Annotated in this window: 17 protein-coding genes and 1 pseudogene; 9 read left to right on the forward strand and 9 right to left on the reverse strand. The window is 75.5% G+C overall.

Annotation, left to right across the window (positions count from 1 at the left end):
• Positions 1–176: 176 nt before the first annotated feature.
• The gene (locus tag ACIPSC_RS29880; protein ID WP_400829862.1) at positions 177–767 is read right to left on the reverse strand and encodes a cysteine hydrolase family protein; all 591 of its coding nucleotides are present in this window, start codon (positions 765–767) and stop codon (positions 177–179) included.
• 236 nt (positions 768–1,003) lie between these two features.
• On the opposite strand from ACIPSC_RS29880, the gene ACIPSC_RS29885 reads away from it, so the two are divergent.
• A complete protein-coding gene (locus ACIPSC_RS29885) occupies positions 1,004–1,996 on the forward strand; it encodes a GlxA family transcriptional regulator (RefSeq protein WP_400829865.1) in 993 nt (330 codons plus the stop codon).
• A 79-nt stretch (positions 1,997–2,075) separates the two neighbouring features.
• Here ACIPSC_RS29885 and ACIPSC_RS29890 read toward each other — a convergent pair whose 3' ends face one another.
• Positions 2,076–2,645: a DinB family protein gene (locus ACIPSC_RS29890; RefSeq protein ID WP_400829867.1), complete on the reverse strand. Its 570-nt coding sequence runs from the start codon at positions 2,643–2,645 to the stop codon at positions 2,076–2,078.
• Positions 2,646–2,914: 269 nt separating this feature from the next.
• Here ACIPSC_RS29890 and ACIPSC_RS29895 point away from each other — a divergent pair, with 269 nt between their 5' ends.
• The 3 genes from ACIPSC_RS29895 to ACIPSC_RS29905 all read left to right on the forward strand — a co-directional run bounded on the left by ACIPSC_RS29895 (position 2,915) and on the right by ACIPSC_RS29905 (position 5,888).
• The gene (locus ACIPSC_RS29895; RefSeq protein ID WP_400829869.1) at positions 2,915–3,622 is read left to right on the forward strand and encodes a hypothetical protein; all 708 of its coding nucleotides are present in this window, start codon (positions 2,915–2,917) and stop codon (positions 3,620–3,622) included.
• Positions 3,623–3,747: 125 nt separating this feature from the next.
• Positions 3,748–4,569, forward strand: a complete 822-nt coding sequence (locus tag ACIPSC_RS29900; protein ID WP_400829871.1) for an alpha/beta fold hydrolase — start codon at positions 3,748–3,750, stop codon at positions 4,567–4,569.
• 263 nt (positions 4,570–4,832) lie between these two features.
• Positions 4,833–5,888 (forward strand): NAD-dependent epimerase/dehydratase family protein, encoded by a 1,056-nt coding sequence (locus ACIPSC_RS29905; RefSeq protein ID WP_400829873.1) that lies wholly within the window; start codon positions 4,833–4,835, stop codon positions 5,886–5,888.
• A gap of 161 nt (positions 5,889–6,049) precedes the next feature.
• Here the strand turns inward: ACIPSC_RS29905 and ACIPSC_RS29910 are convergent, their stop codons facing one another.
• Together ACIPSC_RS29910 and ACIPSC_RS29915 are read right to left on the reverse strand one after the other, a co-directional pair.
• Positions 6,050–7,195, reverse strand: a complete 1,146-nt coding sequence (locus ACIPSC_RS29910) for a sensor histidine kinase (protein WP_400829876.1) — start codon at positions 7,193–7,195, stop codon at positions 6,050–6,052.
• The gene (locus ACIPSC_RS29915; RefSeq protein ID WP_400830051.1) at positions 7,192–7,920 is read right to left on the reverse strand and encodes a response regulator transcription factor; all 729 of its coding nucleotides are present in this window, start codon (positions 7,918–7,920) and stop codon (positions 7,192–7,194) included. The genes ACIPSC_RS29910 and ACIPSC_RS29915 overlap by 4 nt, the downstream gene beginning before the upstream one ends.
• Positions 7,921–8,138: 218 nt before the next feature.
• Here ACIPSC_RS29915 and ACIPSC_RS29920 point away from each other — a divergent pair.
• The 3 genes and pseudogenes from ACIPSC_RS29920 to ACIPSC_RS29930 all read left to right on the forward strand — a co-directional run.
• Positions 8,139–8,873 (forward strand): annotated as a pseudogene (locus ACIPSC_RS29920) (glycosyltransferase family 2 protein); the annotation flags it as partial.
• A 108-nt stretch (positions 8,874–8,981) separates the two neighbouring features.
• The gene (locus tag ACIPSC_RS29925) at positions 8,982–9,509 is read left to right on the forward strand and encodes a DUF2064 domain-containing protein (protein ID WP_400830054.1); all 528 of its coding nucleotides are present in this window, start codon (positions 8,982–8,984) and stop codon (positions 9,507–9,509) included.
• Positions 9,506–10,177 (forward strand): SAM-dependent methyltransferase, encoded by a 672-nt coding sequence (locus ACIPSC_RS29930; RefSeq protein ID WP_400829879.1) that lies wholly within the window; start codon positions 9,506–9,508, stop codon positions 10,175–10,177. The genes ACIPSC_RS29925 and ACIPSC_RS29930 overlap by 4 nt, the downstream gene beginning before the upstream one ends.
• Positions 10,178–10,575: 398 nt before the next feature.
• On the opposite strand, the gene ACIPSC_RS29935 is transcribed toward ACIPSC_RS29930, so the two are convergent.
• Positions 10,576–11,955 carry a glycosyltransferase 87 family protein gene (locus ACIPSC_RS29935; RefSeq protein WP_400829881.1) on the reverse strand — a complete coding sequence of 460 codons (1,380 nt, stop codon included), beginning with the start codon at positions 11,953–11,955 and terminating at the stop codon, positions 10,576–10,578.
• Between the two features lie 158 nt (positions 11,956–12,113).
• Here ACIPSC_RS29935 and ACIPSC_RS29940 point away from each other — a divergent pair, with 158 nt between their 5' ends.
• Both ACIPSC_RS29940 and ACIPSC_RS29945 read left to right on the forward strand, forming a co-directional pair.
• Positions 12,114–13,244 carry a molybdopterin-dependent oxidoreductase gene (locus ACIPSC_RS29940; protein WP_400830058.1) on the forward strand — a complete coding sequence of 377 codons (1,131 nt, stop codon included), beginning with the start codon at positions 12,114–12,116 and terminating at the stop codon, positions 13,242–13,244.
• A complete protein-coding gene (locus ACIPSC_RS29945; protein WP_400829883.1) occupies positions 13,244–13,720 on the forward strand; it encodes a hypothetical protein in 477 nt (158 codons plus the stop codon). The genes ACIPSC_RS29940 and ACIPSC_RS29945 overlap by 1 nt, the downstream gene beginning before the upstream one ends.
• Here the strand turns inward: ACIPSC_RS29945 and ACIPSC_RS29950 are convergent.
• The 4 genes from ACIPSC_RS29950 to ACIPSC_RS29965 all read right to left on the reverse strand — a co-directional run bounded on the left by ACIPSC_RS29950 (position 13,686) and on the right by ACIPSC_RS29965 (position 17,720).
• The gene (locus ACIPSC_RS29950) at positions 13,686–14,540 is read right to left on the reverse strand and encodes an S-methyl-5'-thioadenosine phosphorylase (protein WP_400829885.1); all 855 of its coding nucleotides are present in this window, start codon (positions 14,538–14,540) and stop codon (positions 13,686–13,688) included. The genes ACIPSC_RS29945 and ACIPSC_RS29950 overlap by 35 nt on opposite strands.
• Positions 14,541–14,662: 122 nt before the next feature.
• A complete protein-coding gene (locus ACIPSC_RS29955; protein ID WP_400829887.1) occupies positions 14,663–15,511 on the reverse strand; it encodes an SURF1 family protein in 849 nt (282 codons plus the stop codon).
• A 42-nt stretch (positions 15,512–15,553) separates the two neighbouring features.
• Positions 15,554–16,171: a TetR/AcrR family transcriptional regulator gene (locus tag ACIPSC_RS29960; RefSeq protein ID WP_400829890.1), complete on the reverse strand. Its 618-nt coding sequence runs from the start codon at positions 16,169–16,171 to the stop codon at positions 15,554–15,556.
• A 34-nt stretch (positions 16,172–16,205) separates the two neighbouring features.
• A complete protein-coding gene (locus tag ACIPSC_RS29965) occupies positions 16,206–17,720 on the reverse strand; it encodes an MFS transporter (protein WP_400829892.1) in 1,515 nt (504 codons plus the stop codon).
• Positions 17,721–17,773 lie beyond the last annotated feature (53 nt).

A 17,773-nucleotide genomic window follows, 5' to 3' on the forward strand; every position in this document is an offset into this window, starting at 1 on the left:
CGCCCACCACTCGTGGGCTCCACTTGGAGCAGGTCCACGTCATCACACCGTCGGTTCCCCGGGCCTCCTGTCGCCCGGTCAGCCCCCCGGCCCCGACCTTGCGACGTGCGGGTCGGGAGCCAGGGACGGGGCGGCCGTCGGCCGAGCGCGGCCGGGGCCGCAGGGAGCTCCCGGGCTCAGCCGAGCGACGCCGCGGACTCCACGACGACCCCGTACAGGTCGGCGACGGTCGCGAGCGCGCTGCGGTGGAGCTCCCGGGCGGAGACCTCCACGCCGCCCGAGGGCAGCGGCCGGGTCGCGCAGGCGTCGGCGACCACGGTGGGCCGGTTGCCGCGCAGGAACGCACCGGCCGCGGTGAACGTGACGCACATGTGCGTCATGAAGCCGGCGACGACGACGTCCTTGCGGCCGGCCGCGTCGATCCGCTCACCCAGGTCGGTGCCGACGAACGCGTCCGGTACCTGCTTGACGACGACGGGCTCGCCCTCGACCGGCGCCACCCCCGGGTGGATCCGGCCGATCTCGGCCCGGATGTCGTAGGGGGTGTCCGGGCCGCCGTCGTTCACGACGTGGATGACCGGGGCGCCGGCCTCCCGGGCCCGGGCCAGCAGCGCGGCGGCGGAGTCGATCGCCTCCTGCCAGCCGGTCAGCTCCATCACGCCGGTGGTGTAGGTGTTCTGGTAGTCGATCAGGACCAGCGTCGCGTCGGCCAGGGACGGGGGCGTCTCGTCGAAGCCGTTGAGGGCGCGCAGGGTGGTCGTGGGCATGGGAGTACCGCCTCGGGTGTGGTGGTCGGGATGGGGCGGCGCACCCGCGGTGAGCCGCCTCCGAAACGCTAGGCGCGGCTCCGGCATGTCGGCAATGTCGTCTAACATGCAGAAACCGACATCGGCGATGTCGGTAGCGTGGGCGTCGGCACTGTTCGGGCGTTGGGCACCGGTGCCGTCCTGCGTCGGTACCGCGGACGCCGGCGCCGCAGCAGCCGACCGGGCGGAGGTCCCCATTGAGCACCGTCGAACGACTCGTCGTCATCGTCCTCTTCGAGGGCGTCGACCTGCTCGACGTGACCGGGCCGCCCGAGGTGTTCTCGCTCGTGCAGCGCGAGATGGACGACGCGACCGGCTACCGCGTCGTCCTCGCCGCCGAGACCACGGCCCCCGTCACCACCTCCGCCGGCGTGCGGATCCTCCCCGACCTGAGCTTCCGGGAGGCGTCCGCCCGGAGCATCGACACCCTGCTGGTGCCCGGCTCGGTCGAGGTCGACAGCCGGCGCCGGGTGCACGCGCTCACCGATCCGGTGGTGGTGGGCTGGGTGAAGGCGCTCGCCGAGCGGAGCCGCCGGGTGGCGTCGGTCTGCGTCGGCGCGCACCTCCTCGCCGCCGCCGGACTGCTCGACGGCAAGCGCGCCACCACCCACTGGTCCACCGCGCAGCAACTCGCCGCCGACTTCCCGGCGGTGGCGGTCGATGCCGACCCGATCTTCATCCGCGAGGGCGACGTGTGGACGGGCGCGGGCATCAGCGCCTGCCTCGACCTGTCGCTCGCCCTCGTCGCCGACGACTTCGGCGAGGGCGTCGCGCTGCGCGTCGCCCGGCAGTTGGTGATGTACCTCAAACGGCCGAGCGGGCAGAGCCAGTTCAGCGTGCCCCTCGAACCGGCCTCCACCACACGGCGGATCGATGACCTCCGTCTCCACATCGCGCGCAACCTGGCCGGCCCGCTGACCGTCGCCGGCCTCGCCGCCCACGCCCACGTCGGGGAGCGGCAGTTGACCCGGATCTTCAAGGCCGAGCTCGGTACGACGCCGAGCGCCTACGTCGAGTCGGCCCGCGTCGAACGGGCCCGCAACCGACTGGAGTCGAGCGACGAGACGCTCGAACGCATCGCCGCCACCTGCGGGTTCGGCACGACCGACACCCTGGTCCGGGCGTTCCGCCGGCAGCTCGACACCACCCCGACGGAGTACCGGCGCCGGTTCCGGACCGGGCCGGCCTGAGCAGGCCGCGCCCAGGACCGGCACCGGCGCCGTGAACTCCCTTTTCCACGAGAGCCGTTGATCGCCAGAAGGGGTCGGATCAGCCCATGCTCTTCGCGCCGTCCAGGCCCTCCCGGATGATGTCGGCGTGGCCGGCGTGCTGGGAGGTCTCGGCGATGATGTGCAGCAGCACCCGGCGGACGGACCAGTGGGTGTCCGTGAACCACGGGGCCGCCGGCAGCGGCTGCACGACGTCGAGGTCGGGCAGGGTCGCGACCAGCTCGTCGGTCCGGGCGGCGACCGCGGCGTAGTCGGCCAGGACGCCCTCCAGCGTCTCGCCGGGCAGCATCCGGAACTGACCGGCCCACGAGGCCTGGTCGGCCTCGGTCATGGCCGTGAAGTCCGGCATCGCCGACGGGCCCTCCAGGATGAAGTCCGCCCACCCCCGCTCCATCGCGGCGACGTGCTTGATCAGCCCGCCCACGCAGAGCTCGCTCGCGGTGGTCCGCAGCCCGGCCTGCTCGTCGGTCAGGTCGCGGGTGGTGAAGCGGAGGAAGTGCCGGTGCTTGGCCAGTACGGCCAGCAGGTCGGCGCGCTCGCCGGTGGGGGCCGGGGCCGCGGCGGCCGGGGCGGTGGCGGCGGGGGTGGTCTCGATCGCGGTGCTGCTCATGGATTTCTCCTCCGTCGGGTGTCGTTCCGTCGACGAGAACCACAGTAGGAGGCAACTGGGTCAGATCCTGTCCTAGATCGCGCGGTCGGGAGGCCGGTGTTCGTCCGGCCTCGCCGTCCCCGGCGGCGGTGCAGTTCCTTCCGGGGCAAGCCGGTGTGCAGCACGGGAGCACCGGCCCCGGGCCGGGCGGCCTAGCGTCTGTGGTGCGGCCGGGACGTTGCACCCCGGTCCGCCCCACCCACCCCAGCCACCTCGACGGAGCGGACACCATGACCACCAACGACAGCCCCGGGAAGGACGGTTCGGGCGGACGGCACTTCGAGGCGGATCTGCGCGGGATGACCCGGATCAACCTGCGCCCGATCGCCTCGCCGATGCCGCTCGGCTTCTACACCGTCGGCATCGCCTCGGTGATGGTGGGCTGCTTCCAGCTGGGCGTCTTCGAGGACGGCCGCCGGGCGGTCGGGCTGGCGGTCCTGCCGGCCTTCGTCCTGCAACTGGTCGTCGCGGTCTTCGCGCTCGGCGCCCGCGACGTCCTGGCGGCCACCCTGATGGCCTGCTTCTCCGGGCTCTGGCTGGCGAGCTCGCTCGTCCTGGTGCTGGAGCCGCCCGGCGGCACCGAGGTGCTCGGCGTCCTCAACGCCACCTTCGCCGCGTTCGCCCTGATGATGGCGGCGGTCGCGGGCCGGAAGCGGGCGCTCTGGCTGGTGCTCTGCGCCGCGGTGCCCCGCTTCGGGGTGGCCGCCCTGGCCAATCTGACCGGCGTCGGCTGGCTCGGCCGGCTCTCCGGCGGCCTCGGGCTGCTGCTCGCCGCCGTCGCGCTCTACACGGCGTTCGCGCTGATGCTGGAGGACATGCGGGGCGAGCAGGTGCTGCCGATCGGCCGCAGCGGTCCGGCCCACCACGCGGTGGTGGGTGATCTCGCGGTCCAGCTGCGCGATCTGGAACGCCAGGCGGGCGTGCGGCGCACGCTCTGACCGCCCCGCGGCGGCCCGACCGCCACCGCGACCCCTCTTTGACCTCCCGCCCACGCCGGTCCCGTCCGGGGCCGTGCACCCGCCCCACCGGTCGACACCGTTCGACATCACTCGAAAGGCCCACCATGCCCTTCATCACCCTCGCCGACGGCTCGCAGAAGTACTACAAGGACTGGGGCACCGGCCGTCCGGTGGTCCTCTCCCACGGCTGGCCGCTGAACGCCGACGCCTGGGACAGCCTCGCCGTCGCCGTCGCCTCGGCCGGCTACCGGGTCATCGCCCACGACCGCCGCGGACACGGCCGTTCCACCCAGACCTGGGACGGCAACCACATGGACCAGTACGCCGACGACCTGGCCGAGCTGATGGACCGGCTCGACCTCACCGACGCCGTGCTGGTGGGCCACTCCACCGGCGGCGGCGAGGTGGCCCGCTACCTCGGCCGCCACGGCAGTGCCCGGGTCGCCAAGGCCGTCCTGCTCGGCGCCGTCCCGCCGCTGATGCTGAAGACCGACGCCAACCCCGAGGGCACCCCGATCGAGGCCTTCGACGGCATCCGGGCCGGCGTCGCCGCCGACCGGTCGCAGTTCTACTGGGACCTCAGCGAGTCCTTCTTCGGCTTCAACCGCGCGGGCGCGGAGGTCTCCGAGGGCAAGCGCCGCGAGTTCTGGCTCCAGGGCATGCAGGCCGGGCTCAAGGGCGCGCTGGACTGCATCGCGGCCTTCTCGGCGACCGACTTCACCGAGGACCTGAAGAAGATCGACATCCCGGTCCTGGTCGCGCACGGCGACGACGACCAGATCGTGCCGATCGCCGCCTCGGCGGAGAAGAGCGTCAAGCTGCTCTCCCAGGGCGTCCTGAAGGTCTACCCGGGCGCCCCGCACGGCCTGGTCGGCGCCTACGAGGCGGCGTTCACCCGCGACCTGATCGAGTTCATCGGCGGCTGACCCGGGCGCCGGGGGCGGGGGGCGAGGCAGGCCGCGCAGGCCGCCTCGCCCCCGCTGCCTGTGCGGGCCCGCCGCCGGGGCCCGGAGAACCCGGTGGCGAAGAGCCCGGAGAACCCGGTCGCGGAGGGCCCCCGGAGAACCCGGTGACGCCCGGGCCGGCGCGGAGCGCCCCCGGGCCGCCGGGGTCCGTCCGGCTTACGGAAGGCTGACGGCCCGTGTGGGCCCCGGGCCTGCAGTGCCTCCGACCGCTAGCGTCAGGGGCCATGGAGATTCTGGTCACCGGCGGTGCCGGGTTCATCGGATCGGCCGTGGTACGGCGGCTGGTCGCCGCGGGCCACGGGGTACGGGTGCTCGACGCGCTGCTCCCCGCCGTCCACCCCTCGGGGCGGGCGCCGGACCTGCCGGACGGGGTGCCCTTCCTGCACGGGGACGTCCGGGACGCCCCGGCCCTGGAACGGGCGCTGGACGGGGTGGACGCGGTCTGCCACCAGGCGGCGATGGTCGGGCTCGGGACCGACCTGGACGACGCGCCCGCCTACGCCGGCTGCAACGACCTGGGCACGGCCGTACTGCTCGCCGCGATGGCCCGCGCCGGCGTTCGGCGGTTGGTGCTCGCCGGGTCGATGGTGGTCTACGGCGAGGGGCGCTACCGCTGTCCGGAGCACGGTGAGGTCGCACCGGGCCCGCGCCGCCCGGCCGACCTGGACGCGGGCCGGTTCGAGCCGCCCTGCCCGCGCTGCGGCGCCGGGCTGCTCCCCGGACTCGTGCCCGAGGAGGCCCCGGGCGACCCGCGCAACGTGTACGCGGCCACCAAGCTCGCCCAGGAGCACTTGGCCGCGGCCTGGGCGCGCGCCTGCCAGGGCGCGGTCCTGACGCTCCGCTACCACAACGTCTACGGCCCGGGCATGCCGCGCGACACCCCGTACGCCGGGGTGGCCTCGCTGTTCCGGTCCGCGCTGGCCCGCGGCGAGGCCCCGCGCGTCTTCGAGGACGGCGGTCAGCGGCGGGACTTCGTCCATGTCGAGGACGTCGCCACGGCCAACCTGGCCGCGCTGGCGGCGATCGGCGACCGGCCGCCGGGCAGCGCGCGGGCGTACAACACCGGCAGCGGCGAGGCGCACACGGTGGGCGCGATGGCGGCGGCCCTCGCGGCCGCGTACGGGGGCCCGGAGCCGGTGGTCACGGGGGAGTACCGGCTGGGCGACGTCCGGCACATCACGGCCGACTCGTCCCGGTTGCGGGCGGAGCTGGGCTGGCGGCCGCAGATGCCGTTCCTGGCCGGGATGGCCGAGTTCGCCGCCGCGCCGCTGCGCGACTGAGCACCGTCCGCGGGACGCCGGCCCGGGGCTCGCGCGGCGCCGGTGCTCGCGCGGCGCCGGTGCTCACGCGGCGCCGGTGCTCACGCGGCGCCGGTGCTCACGCCGTGGCGGGGCCGGCGAGGGGCCGGAGCCGGAGCCGACCGGCCCGGCTCCGGCCCGGTTCAGGTCCGGGGCGCCGGCAGGGCGATCTCGAAGCAGCAGCCGCCGGCGACGTTGTGCACGCGCGCCCGGCCGGCGTGCGCCTCGACGATGCCGCGCACGATGGCCAGCCCGAGCCCGGCGCCGCTGTCGCCGCCCTCCCCGCCCGTGCCCGGGTCGCGCCGCGGGGTGCGGGCGGCGGCGCCGCGCCAGCCGGTCTCGAAGACCCGCGCCAGGTCCGGCTCGGGGATGCCGCCGCAGCCGTCGGTGACGGACAGCACCACCTCGTCCGCCTCCCGCCGGGCGGCCACCTCGACCAGGCCGTCCTCCGGGGTCGCGCGGATCGCGTTGACCAGCAGGTTGCCGAGCACCCGGGTGATCTCGCGGCTGTCCACCTCGACCGGCTCGGCCGCCACCTGACGGCCCACCAGCCGGACACCGCGCCGGCGGGCCAGCGGATGGGCCCCGGCGAGGGCGTCGTCGACCAGGTCGTAGACGGACACGCGGCTGAGCGAGAGGGAGAGGGCGCCGGCCTGGATCCGGGACAGCTCGAACAGGTCGTCCACCATCCCGGTGAGCCGCTCGACCTCGGTGCGGATCCGCGCCAGGTACCGCTCCGGCTCGTCGGCGACGCCGTCCTCCAGCGCCTCCGCCATGGCGCGCAGCCCGGCCAGCGGGGTGCGCAGGTCGTGCGAGATCCAGGCGATCAGCTCGCGCCGGGAGCGGTCGAGCGCCTGCTCGCGGGCCCGGGACTCGGCGAGCCTGGCACTGGTGGCGGCCAACTCCGCACTGAGCGCCGCGAGTTCGGCGCCGAGCGGGCGGGCGGGGGCGGTGAACCCGGCGTCGGTGCCCACGGTGCGGGCCGCGACCGTAAGCGCCCGGCTGCCGGCCACCACCTGGCGGCCGAGCAGGGCGGCGGTGGCCAGCGACACCACGGCGGCCATGCCGAGGACGGTGATCACCACCCCGAGGTCGTGGGTGGAGAGGAACATCGCCTCCGCCACCGCGAACGTCCCGGAGGTCACCGCGAGGACGGTCACCACCGCGACGCAGAACAGCGAGAGCGCCACCGAACGGCGGCGCAGCAGTCGGACGGCCGGCCAGCCGAGCAGGCCCGCCCCGCCCGCGCCGAGGGCGGCGAACATCGCGATCAGCAACAGGTCGTTCATGCCCGGCGGTCCTTCGGGTCGGCCGGGTCGTAGCGGTAGCCGACGCCCCAGACGGTGTTGATCAGCGTGGGTGCGGCCGGGTCGTCCTCGATCTTCTCGCGCAGCCGGCGGACGTGGACCGTGACGGTGGAGAGGTCGCCGAAGTCCCAGCCCCAGACCTGTTGCATCAGGTCCTGTCGGGAGAACACCGCGCCGGGGTGCTGGAGCAGGAACGCCAGCAGGTCGAACTCCCGCATGGTGAGCGAGAGTTCGCGATCAGCGCGGTGGGCGCGGCGGGCCCGCGGGTCGAGTGTGATGTCCCCGGAGGCGAGCGGAGCGGCCGGGCCGCCGTCCGGACCGCCGACCGGCGCGGTGGCGGCCCCGGCGCGGGAGCGGCGCAGCACCGACTGGACCCGCAGCACCAGTTCGCGCGGGCTGAACGGCTTGGTGACGTAGTCGTCGGCGCCCAGCTCCAGGCCGAGGATCCGGTCCGCCTCGTCGCCCTTGGCGGTGAGCATCACCACCGGCAGCCCGGCGCCGCCGTCGGTGGCGCGCAGCCGGCGCAGCACCTCCAGGCCGTCCATGCCGGGCAGCATGAGGTCGAGTACCAGCAGGTCGGGGCGGGCGTTCCGGGCGAGGGCGAGGCCCTGCGGCCCGTCGGCGGCCCGGTCGACGTGGTGTCCGGCGCGGGTGAGGTAGCCGGCGACGACTTCGGCCACGGTCGGGTCGTCGTCGACCACCAGGATGCGGGAGGTGTCGGTCACCCGCTGAGGATAGGAGGCCGCGGGGCCCGACGGTTGCGCACCCCTCTTCCGTTCGGGTTCCGTAAGATCCGCCGGCCCCGCGGGGCGGAGGCCGCCCCCGGCCGGCTCCGCCGGACGGGTCGGCCGGACGGGTCGGCCGGTGCGACGTCCGACTTCCGTAAGGCTCCGGCACCGTCGGAGGCCGCAGCGGCGCGGTTAGCGTGAGCCGGGTGACCACACCCACCCCTTCTCCCACCACCGCCACCGCCGCGCCGGGCACCGTCGACGTCGTCCTGCCGTGCCTGGACGAGGCCGCCGCGCTGCCCTGGGTGCTCGGGCGGATCCCCGCCGGCTGGCGTGCGGTCGTCGTGGACAACGGCTCCCGGGACGGCTCCGCCGACCTCGCCCGCTCGCTGGGCGCCACCGTCGTCGAGGAGCCTCGACGGGGGTTCGGCGCCGCCTGCCATGCCGGGCTGCGCGCGGCCACCGCCGAGCTGGTCTGCTTCCTGGACTGCGACGGCTCGCTCGACCCGGCCCAACTGCCCCGGGTGACCGGCCCGGTGCTGGCCGGCACGGCGGACCTGGTGCTCGGTCGCCGCCGACCGGTCGCCGCCGGTGCCTGGCCGGCGCACGCCCGTCTGGCCAACGCCGTTCTGGCCCGGCGCCTGCGGGCCCGTACCGGTGCCCCGCTGCACGACCTCGGCCCGATGCGGGCCGCCCGCCGCGACCGGCTGCTGGCCCTCGGCCTGGGCGACCGGCGCTCCGGCTATCCGCTGGAGATGGTCCTCGCCGCCGCGTCGGCCGGGATGCGGATCGCCGAGACGCCCGTCGACTACCTGCCGCGCACGGGCCGGTCGAAGGTCACCGGCACGCTGCGCGGCACCCGGCAGGCGGTGCGCGACATGCGGGCGGTGCTGGCCGCGCCGCCGCCGACCCTGCTGGTGATCGCCAAGGCGCCGGTCCCCGGCCGGGTGAAGACCCGCCTCACTCCGCCCTGCACGCCCGAGCAGGCCGCCGCCCTGGCCGAGGCGGCCCTCGCCGACACCCTGCACACCCTGTCCACGGTGCCCGCCGGGCGGCGCCTGCTCGTCCTGGACGGCGAGCCCGGCGAGTGGCTGCCGCCCGGCTGGGAGGTCGTCCCGCAGTCCGGCGGCGGGTTGGACGAGCGGCTGGCCGCCGCCTTCGCGCACGCGGCCGCGGCGGCTCCGGACGCGCCCGCACTGCTGGTCGGCATGGACACTCCGCAGCTGGCCGCCGCCGCCCTGGCCGAGCCGCTGTCCGCCGCCCGCCGGGCCGGCGTGGACGCCTGGTACGGCCCGGCCGCCGACGGCGGTTTCTGGGCGCTCGGGCTGGCCCGCCCCACACCGGAGTCGGCCGTCCGGCTCCTGCGGGGCGTGCCGATGTCCGCCCCGGACACCGGCGCCGTGCTTCTCGAACGACTGGCCGCCGAAGAATTGACGATTCGTCAACTCCCTGTGCTCGTCGACGTGGACGTCATCCAGGACGCCCGCCTGGTCGCGGCCGAGGCGCCGCACACCCGGTTCGCCGAGCGGTTGCGGGCCGCCGACCCCGCCCCGGAGGTGCCGCGTTGACGCGCACCGCCGCCTGGGCGGACGACCCCTTCGCCGAGGCCGTTCGCACCGGTCGGGGCCCGCTCTGGCTGCGCGGCGAGGACGGCAGCCGGCTGCCCCTGGACATCGAGCGGTGGTGCGCGCCCGCCGCCGGGGCCGACCACAGCCTGCTGCTGCGCTGCGCCCACCTGGCCGCGCCGGTGGTGGACCTCGGCTGCGGGCCCGGCCGGCTGGTGGCCGCGCTGCTCGCCCTCGGCGTCCCGGCGCTCGGGATCGACGTCACCGGGGCGGCCGTGGCGCGCACGGTCGGACTGGGCGGTCCGGCGTTGCGCCGCTCGGTCTTCGACCGGTTGCCCGCCGAGGGGCGCTGGGGCGCCGCGCTGCTCGCCGACGGCAACGTCGGGATCGGCGGCGACCCGGACGCGCTGCTCCGCCGGGGCGCCGAACTCATCGCGCCGGACGGGCTGCTGCTGGTCGAAGTGGAGCGGGACGAGGTGGAGGAGATCGTCGTCGTCCGGGTCGAGGGCCGGGACGGCAGCCTCGGCCCGTCCTTCCCCTGGGCCCGGCTCGGAACGACCGCCGCCCTGCGCCGGGCCGCTGCCGTCGGCCTGACCGAGGCCGAGCGCTGGGCCTCGCACGGCCGGCGCTTCCTCGCACTTCGGCGGGGGCCGGGTCCGGGCCGGGAGTGAGATCGCGGGCGGGACCGGGGCGCGCTGTTCCCGGTCCGGACCGGAGTCGGGACCGGCGCCGCCGTGCTTCCGCCGCGCGGGGGCGGGGATGGGAGATTTGGGCCGGGGTCCAGGGGAGTCTTGCAGGGTGCCGGTCGTGCACCACGCGTGCGGCTGTCGCCCAACCGCCTCTCGGCTCCTCGGTCAGGGGTGCCCCGGCGGCACCCTTCGAGGCGTCGCGGCCGAGCCTGCCAGATGTGCCGGGCGGCAACAAGGGGTCGGGGGAAGAGGCCGGAAGAGCGCCACACGAGCGCCACACCAGGATCACAGTGGCACAGGAGGATCACAAGGAGTTCGGCGCCCACCTCCCGCCGCGGCCGGGTCCGCAGGTCACCTCCCGCCGCGGCCGGGTCCGCAGGTCACCGGCCGGCGGAGAGCTCCGCCCCGTCGGGCAGCGGCCGGCCGGGTCGCCGAACCCCCCGCCCGGGCCCCCGCCCCCGCCCCCGCCGCCGCAATGCCGCTCCCCCCGCCACGCACAACAGCGCCGCGCCGTACGCGGCCTGCTGGGCGCCCGTGCCACCGGTCAGGTAGAGAACCTGCCCGGCGGCCGGGACGGCAAGCCACTCCCACCGGCCGTCCAGTGCCACCAGGGCCACCACCAGCAGCCCGTACCAGGGGTAGGCCGGGGCCACCAGCAGCAGGGCCGTCCCGGTGACCAGCAGCGCGCCGCCCCAGGGGCGGGCCGGGTCCCCGCGCCGCAGGACCAGGACGACCACGGCCGCCAGCACCAGCCCGGCGGCCCAGGGCAGCAGCAGGTCCGGCAGAACCAGCCGTAGCAGCCCGAAGCGGTTGATGCTCCCCTGCTGGTAGCCCTCCTCGCGCAGGTAGCCCGGCAGGTATCCGAGCACCCCGGTGCCCGAGGCGGCCACGTACGGCAGGTAGGAGAACGCGAACGCGCCGATCGCCGCCCCCAGCAGCGCGACCGTCTCGCGTGCCGGGCGGCGGGCGAGAGCCCCTGGCAGTGCGAGGCCCGGGAGCAGCTTGGCCGCGATGGCCGCGCCGAGCAGCGCGCCCCCGGCCAACGGGCGCCGCCGGGCGGTGCAGCCCAGCCCGGCGACCAGCAGCAGGGCCCCCAGCGTGTCGACGTGGGCGTCGTTGACCGCCCAGACGGCGACGCCGGGGCACCACCCCCACAGCGCCGCCCGCCGTCCCTCCCGCGGGCGACCCCGGCCGACCGCGAGCAGCGCCCCCGTGGTCGCCACCGCCAGCAGCGCCCCCGCCGCCTGAACCCCGCGCACGCCGCCGCCGAAGGGATGGACGGTGAGGAACCACCCCTCCGCCACCGGTGGATAGATGGTGTGCACGGCGGGCCGGTTGATCCGGGTGCAGTCCCCGGCCGCCGTCCGACGCTCGTCCCAGCCGTCGCACGAGCCGCCGGTGGGCCAGAGCCCCGGCTCGCGCAGCCGGGCGAGCGCCGGGTCGTCGGGGGCATGGGCGTACGGGGAGATGCCGGCGGCCTGGACGCGGCCGTCCCAGACGTAGCGGTAGGAGTCGTCGCTGGTGCGCGGCGGTGCGAGCAGCCCGACGGCGGCCACCGCGACGCTGCCGGCCAGGACCAGCGGCACCACCTGACGATCCGGCACCCGCCGCAGAGCGAGCAGGGCGAGCGCGAACAGCGCGGCGTCGGCGGCGTACCAGCCGAGGAGCGGGGCGCGGTGGCCGAGCGTGCCGCCGCCGGTGACGGTGAGGGCGAGGCCTCCGACCAGGGCGGACAGGGCGAGCAGAGCACGAGTGAGCACGGGCCCACCCTGCCACCGGCCGGCGCCCCCCGGCCGCAGTGGCGTGGCGCCGTTCGGATTCCGTAAGCACGTCGGAGCCCCACCGGACGGCGGTCCGGCGGTTCGATGAACCCGTGACCTCGAATCCCCCCGGCGCAGGCCGCCAGTACGATCCTCCGCTGCCCGAGCCGCCCGCCTACCTGCGCCGCGGCCCGTTCCGTGCCGGCGCCTTCACGTCCGTGCTGCACGAGCCGCGGACGGCGGTCGTGCTCGGCCGCTGGCTCGGCGCGGCGCTGCTGACCTGCTTCCTGACCGGGCTGCTCAGCCACGTGCTGCAGGAGCCGCCCCACCGGCTGGTCCCGTACCTGTGGAGCCGGCCGGTGAACGGCTACCGGATCACCCAGGGCCTGCACGTGATCAGCGGGATCGCGGCGATCCCGCTGGTCGGGGCGAAGCTCTGGACGGTCTACCCCAGGCTGTTCGAGTGGCCCCCGGCGCGCAGCGTGCTGCACGCGCTGGAGCGCCTGGGCATCGCCCTCCTGGTGGCGGCGACCCTGCTGGAGCTGTTCACCGGGCTGTTCAACACCCTGCAGTGGTATCCGTGGCCGTTCCCGTTCCGGCAGACCCACTTCTGGCTGGGCTGGCTGGCCGTCGGCGGGCTGTTGGTGCACATCGCGGCCAAGGCCCCTCTGATCGCGCGGAACTGGCGCCGTCCGGCGGTGGGCCTGCCGCAGCGACGGGCCTTCCTCACCGCGGTCACCGCTGCCGTCGGTGCCGTCACCCTCACCACGGCCGGGCAGACCGTCCCCTGGCTGAGCCGGCTGGACCTGCTGGCGCCGCGCCGCCCCGATCTCGGTCCGCAGGGTCTGCCGGTCAACCGGACGGCCGCCCAGGCCGGGACGCTCACCGTTCCGGCCGACTGGCGGCTGCTGGTGGACGGCCCGCGGCCGTACCGGATGAGCCTTGCCGAGCTGGGTGAACTCCCGCAGCACAACGTGGTGTTGCCGATCTCCTGTGTGGAGGGCTGGAGCGCGTCCGCGCGCTGGACCGGCGTCCGGGTGGTCGACCTGCTGGCCCTGGCCGGCGCGCCGGCCGGCTCCGCGGTCCGGGTCACCTCGCTGGAGCAGGACGGGCCGTACCGGGTGATGGAGATGCCCGCCGAGTACGCGGACGATCCGCTGACCCTGCTCGCGCTGCGGGTCGACGGCGAGGTGCTGGCGGCCGACCACGGCTTCCCGGCGCGGATCATCGCGCCGAACCGGCCCGGGGTGCTGCAGACCAAGTGGGTCGAGCGGCTGGAGGTCCTCTGATGGTTCGATGGCTGCGCCCGGTCCTGCTGGCCGGCGGTCTCGCCCTGATCGGCTACGGCCTGGCGGGGATGCTCGGCGACCCGTACATCACCGCCCCGTGGGAGGTGTTGGTCTGGGCGGTGGGCGCGCCGGTGCTGCACGACGGTCTCTGGGTGCCGGCGGTCTGCCTGACCGGTGCCTACCTGGCGCGCGGGCCCGTGCTGCGGGGCTGGCTGGTCGTCGCGGCGGCGGTGACCGCGGTCGGTCTGCCGGCCGTGCTGCGGGCCGACATCGACCACGGCAATCCGTCGGTGCTGCCGCTGGCGTACCTGCGCAACTGGTTGCTGGTGCTGGGCGCCACCGCCGGGCTCGCGCTGCTGATCGCGCTCGCCCGGTGGTGGCGGCGCCGGCCGCCACGGGTCGGGCGCCGGCCGCCACGGGTCGGGCGCCGGCCGGTGCGGATCAGGCGCCGGGTACGCCCGGCAGACCCGTCGTGAGGCCGTCCAGGGCGTGCGGGCAGACGCAGTCGCGCGTCGCCGGCAGGCTCTCCAGCGCCTTGAACAGCACCGTGCGCAGCCGGTCGACGTTGCGGGCGAAGACCTCCAGCACCTCGGTGTGGGTGACCCCCGCCCCGCTCTCCACCCCCGCGTCGAGGTCGGTGACCAGCGTCAAGGAGGTGTAGCAGAGGCCGAGTTCGCGGGCCAGAGCGGCCTCGGGGTGGCCGGTCATGCCGACCACCGACCACCCGTTGGCGGTGAACCAGCGGGACTCGGCGCGGGTGGAGAAGCGCGGGCCCTCGATCACCACCAGCGTGCCGCCGTCCACCGGCTCCCAGTCGGCCGCGCGGGCGGCACCGAGCGCGACCTGCCGCCCGGCCGGGCAGTACGGGTCGGCCATCGACACGTGCACCACCTCCGGGACGGTGCCGCCGGGCAGCGGCAGGCCGTCGTAGAAGGTCTGCGTCCGGCCGGAGGTGCGGTCGACGAACTGGTCCGGCACCAGCAGCGTCCCGGGGCCGTACTCCGGGCGCAGCCCGCCCACCGCGCACGGCCCCAGCACCTGGCGCACGCCCAGGGAGTGCAGTGCCCACAGGTTGGCCCGGTAGTTGATCCGGTGCGGCGGCAGGCGGTGGCCCCGGCCGTGCCGGGGCAGGAACGCCACCTGCCGGCCGGCGACCTCGCCGATGAACAGCGCGTCGCTGGGTGCCCCGTACGGAGTGTCGACGCGCACCTCGGTGACGTCCTCCAGCAGTGCGTACAGGCCGGAGCCGCCGATCACGCCCAGTTCGGCGCTCGGCGCCGACTGATCCGTCGTCATGTTCACTTCCTCCCTCGGTAGCTGTCCGACCACTCTAGGAGCCGGTCTGCGCGCCGCGGCCCGGGACGCTCTTACGGCTTGCTGACGCCGTGCGGGCCGGCGTCGGCCGCAGGCCTTGCCGCTCACTCCCGGCGGAGTGCGCCGAGTGCGCCGAGGGCACCGAGGCTCCCGTCGCGGCCCGAGCCGTCGTCGTCGCCGGTGAGGCCGAGGTCGCGGTCCGCGGTGGTCTCGGCCTCGCGGCGGGCGAGGCGGAACCACATGAAGAGGACGAACCCTGCGAAGACGAACCACTCGCCCGTGTAGCCGAGGTTCTGGAACGACTTGAGGGTCAGCCCGGTGCCGGCCTGCACGGGCAGTGCGGCCACCGGGGTGAGGCCGTCGGGCGCGGTGTCGGCGGCGATCCAGCCGTCGTAGAGGGCGTACGGGAGCAGGTTGACCAGGGCCGCCGGGCTGATGGTGCCCAGCTGGCCCGCGGGCAGGCCCCCGGCCACCGCGCCGTGCTTGCCGCTGTTCTCCGGGGGGTGGAGGCGCCCGGTCACCGTCACCGGGCCGTCCGGCGCGGCGGGCGGTGGAGTGGCGGAGCCGGGGGCGCCGGCCGTCCAGCCGCGGACCACGGCCACGGCGCGGCCGGTGCCGGTGCGGAGCGGGGTGAGGACGTAGTAGCCCCGGCTGCCGTCCACGGTGCGGTCGGGTACGAGCAGTTGGTGCGCGCTGTCCCAGTGGCCGGTGGCGGTCACGGTGCGCCCGGCCGTGTCGGTGCGCACCACGGGTTGACTGTCCGTCAGAAGGCTGTCCAGCGGCACGGTTTCGGCGGCCTGGCGGGTGCTCTCGTGCCGGCCGGCGGCCGCCTTCTCGTGGAAGCGGCCGAGCTGCCACGTGCCGAGCCAGAGGCAGACGGTGGCGGCGGCCAGCGCGAGGGCCGTGCCGCCCAGCCAGCGGGGGGTGAGCAGGAATCGGTAGGCACTCGTCACGGGCCGGGCACCCCTGCCGACGGGCCGGCGGCCCGGTGCTGCTCAGGCGCGCCGCAGGGCGGAGGTGAGGGTGGCGTCCAGGGCGTCGAGGGCCTCCTCGGAGGTGAACCGGCCGGCCTCGACCTGGTCGCCGGCGGCCTGGACCAGGGCGTAGACGGTGCTGACCAGCCAGTGGGCCGGGAGGTCATCGCGGAACACTCCTTCCTGTCGGCCCCGGGTGATGAGGCGGTCCATCGCCGAGAGGATGCCGAGGTGGTGGTCGTGCACGGCTTCGGCGGGCAGGGCCCGGCGGGCGGCGTGCAGCATGCGCAGGTTGCGGTCCAGCAGTTGCCAGGAGGACCGGATGAAGGTGCGGAGCGTCTCGTCGGCCGGGCCCTCGTCGAGGCCGGTGGCCTCCAGAACGGTGGCGACCTCGGAGAGGGCGCGCTCCATCAGCTCGCTCAGCAGCGCCTCGCGCGAGGAGAAGTGGCCGTACAGGGTGACCCGGCCGACGCCCGCCGCAGCGGCGATCTCGGTCATGCTGGCGTTGGGGTTCTTGGCGAAGCAGCTTGTCGCGGCGGCGAGGATGGCGGCGATGTTGCGCTCGGCGTCGGCCCGACGGGGGTGGGCGGGCGTTCCCCGTCGGGCGTTCGCGGCGCCGCTGCGGTGTTCGGATTCCATGGGACGGAGTCTAAAGACCGATCGCGGTTCCCCTTCAGTGGACGTGAACGCCGGCGGGCATCTCGGGCTTGCCCTTGGGGATGACGACCAGTGCGACCACCGCGGCCACGGCGGCCGCGACGGCCAGCGCCGTGTAGGCGCCCGGGAATCCGGCCGAGGTGTGCGCGGCGATCCCGGTGGCGGCGACGGTGGACACCGTGGCCACCCCGACCGTCCCGCCGACCTCGTGGAAGGTGTTGACGACGCCGGAGGCGATGCCGGCCTCGTCGTGGGAGATGAAGCCGAGCGCCGTGGTGGTGGCGGAGACGAAGACCGGGATGATGCCGACGGCGCCGACCGCCAGCCCGACGACCGTACCCGCGGTGCTGTCGGAGACGGCGAGCACGACGCTGCCGGTCGCCGAGACCAGCAGCCCGGCCGCGGCGACCAGGCGGGTGCCGGCGTGGGCGATCAGGTGCGCGGCGAGGTGGGCGCCGACCGCCGTGGCGACGGCGACGGGCAGCAGCAGCGCGCCGGTGGAGAGGGCGGACAGTCCGCGCACGTCCTGGAGGTAGAGCGAGCCGAGGAAGACGAAGCCGAGCAGCAGGCCGGTGGCGACGAGCATCAGGAACGAGCCGGCGGCGACCGGGCGCTTGGCGAGGATGCGCAGGTCCATCAGGGGCGCGGCGGTCCGGCGCTCGACCAGCGTGAACGCGGCGTAGAGCAGGACGGCGGCGGCCAGTGGCAGCAGGGTGGCGGCCGAGGCCCAGCCGGCGTCGCCCGCCTTGATCAGGCCGTAGATCAGCGAACCGGTGGCCGCGGTGACCAGGACCGCGCCGGGCAGGTCGATCCGGCGGTCGCCGGGGGCGGGGGTCGCGGCGAGCAGCGGGGGGAGCGCGGCGAGCAGGGCGGCGCCGACCGGGACGTTGATGAAGAAGACCCAGCTCCAGCCCGGGCCGGCGGTGAGCACGCCGCCGAGCATGGCGCCGACCGCGAAGCCGATGCCGCCGAGCATCGCCCAGATGCCCAGAGCCTTGTTCCGCTCGGGGCCGTGGAAGGTGCGGGTGATGGTGGCGAGCGCGGCGGGGGAGAGCAGCGCCGCGCCGACGCCCTGCGCGAGCCGGCCGCCGATCAGGACGCCGGCGTTCTCGGCCAGGCCGGTCGCCAGCGAGGCGAGGGTGAAGACGACCAGGCCGGTGAGCAGCAGGCGCCGTGCTCCGAAGGCGTCGGCCAGGCGGCCGCCGAGCAGCATCAGGCCGCCGAAGCAGAGGGTGTAGGCGGTCACCGCCCAGGTCAGCGTGGTGCGGCTGAGGTCGAGGTCGGCGCCGATGCTGGGCAGCGCCACGTTGATCACGGTCACGTCCACGATCAGCATGAACTGCGAGAGGCAGAGCAGGGTCAGCAGCAGCCAGCGCTTCGGGTGCGCGGGCGGGTGGTCGTGGCCGTGCTCCTGGTCGTGGCCGTGGCCGTGGCCGTCCTCGTGTCCGTGTCCGTGTCCGTGTCCGTGCCCGTGACCGTGCCCGTGACCGTGGCGACCGGCGTCGGCGGCCGGGTGGGTGGCGTGCGCCATGAGGCCCTCCTCGTCTCGCTATCTCGTACAGCGTGTACGAGATAGGGATACCG

The organism is Kitasatospora sp. NPDC090091 (genome assembly GCF_044747365.1).
Taxonomy (GTDB): Bacteria; Actinomycetota; Actinomycetes; order Streptomycetales; family Streptomycetaceae; genus Kitasatospora.

What these genes read in the sequence shown, in the direction of transcription:
- ACIPSC_RS29890 (WP_400829867.1), bottom strand. Translation starts at nt 2,645, where the DNA reads ATGAGCAGCACCGCGATCGAGACCACCCCCGCCGCCACCGCCCCGGCC.
- ACIPSC_RS29910 (WP_400829876.1), bottom strand. Translation starts at nt 7,195, where the DNA reads ATGAACGACCTGTTGCTGATCGCGATGTTCGCCGCCCTCGGCGCGGGC.
- ACIPSC_RS29880 (WP_400829862.1), bottom strand. Translation starts at nt 767, where the DNA reads ATGCCCACGACCACCCTGCGCGCCCTCAACGGCTTCGACGAGACGCCC.
- ACIPSC_RS29895 (WP_400829869.1), top strand. Translation starts at nt 2,915, where the DNA reads ATGACCACCAACGACAGCCCCGGGAAGGACGGTTCGGGCGGACGGCAC.
- ACIPSC_RS29965 (WP_400829892.1), bottom strand. Translation starts at nt 17,720, where the DNA reads ATGGCGCACGCCACCCACCCGGCCGCCGACGCCGGTCGCCACGGTCAC.
- ACIPSC_RS29945 (WP_400829883.1), top strand. Translation starts at nt 13,244, where the DNA reads ATGGTTCGATGGCTGCGCCCGGTCCTGCTGGCCGGCGGTCTCGCCCTG.
- ACIPSC_RS29950 (WP_400829885.1), bottom strand. Translation starts at nt 14,540, where the DNA reads ATGACGACGGATCAGTCGGCGCCGAGCGCCGAACTGGGCGTGATCGGC.
- ACIPSC_RS29900 (WP_400829871.1), top strand. Translation starts at nt 3,748, where the DNA reads ATGCCCTTCATCACCCTCGCCGACGGCTCGCAGAAGTACTACAAGGAC.
- ACIPSC_RS29905 (WP_400829873.1), top strand. Translation starts at nt 4,833, where the DNA reads ATGGAGATTCTGGTCACCGGCGGTGCCGGGTTCATCGGATCGGCCGTG.
- ACIPSC_RS29960 (WP_400829890.1), bottom strand. Translation starts at nt 16,171, where the DNA reads ATGGAATCCGAACACCGCAGCGGCGCCGCGAACGCCCGACGGGGAACG.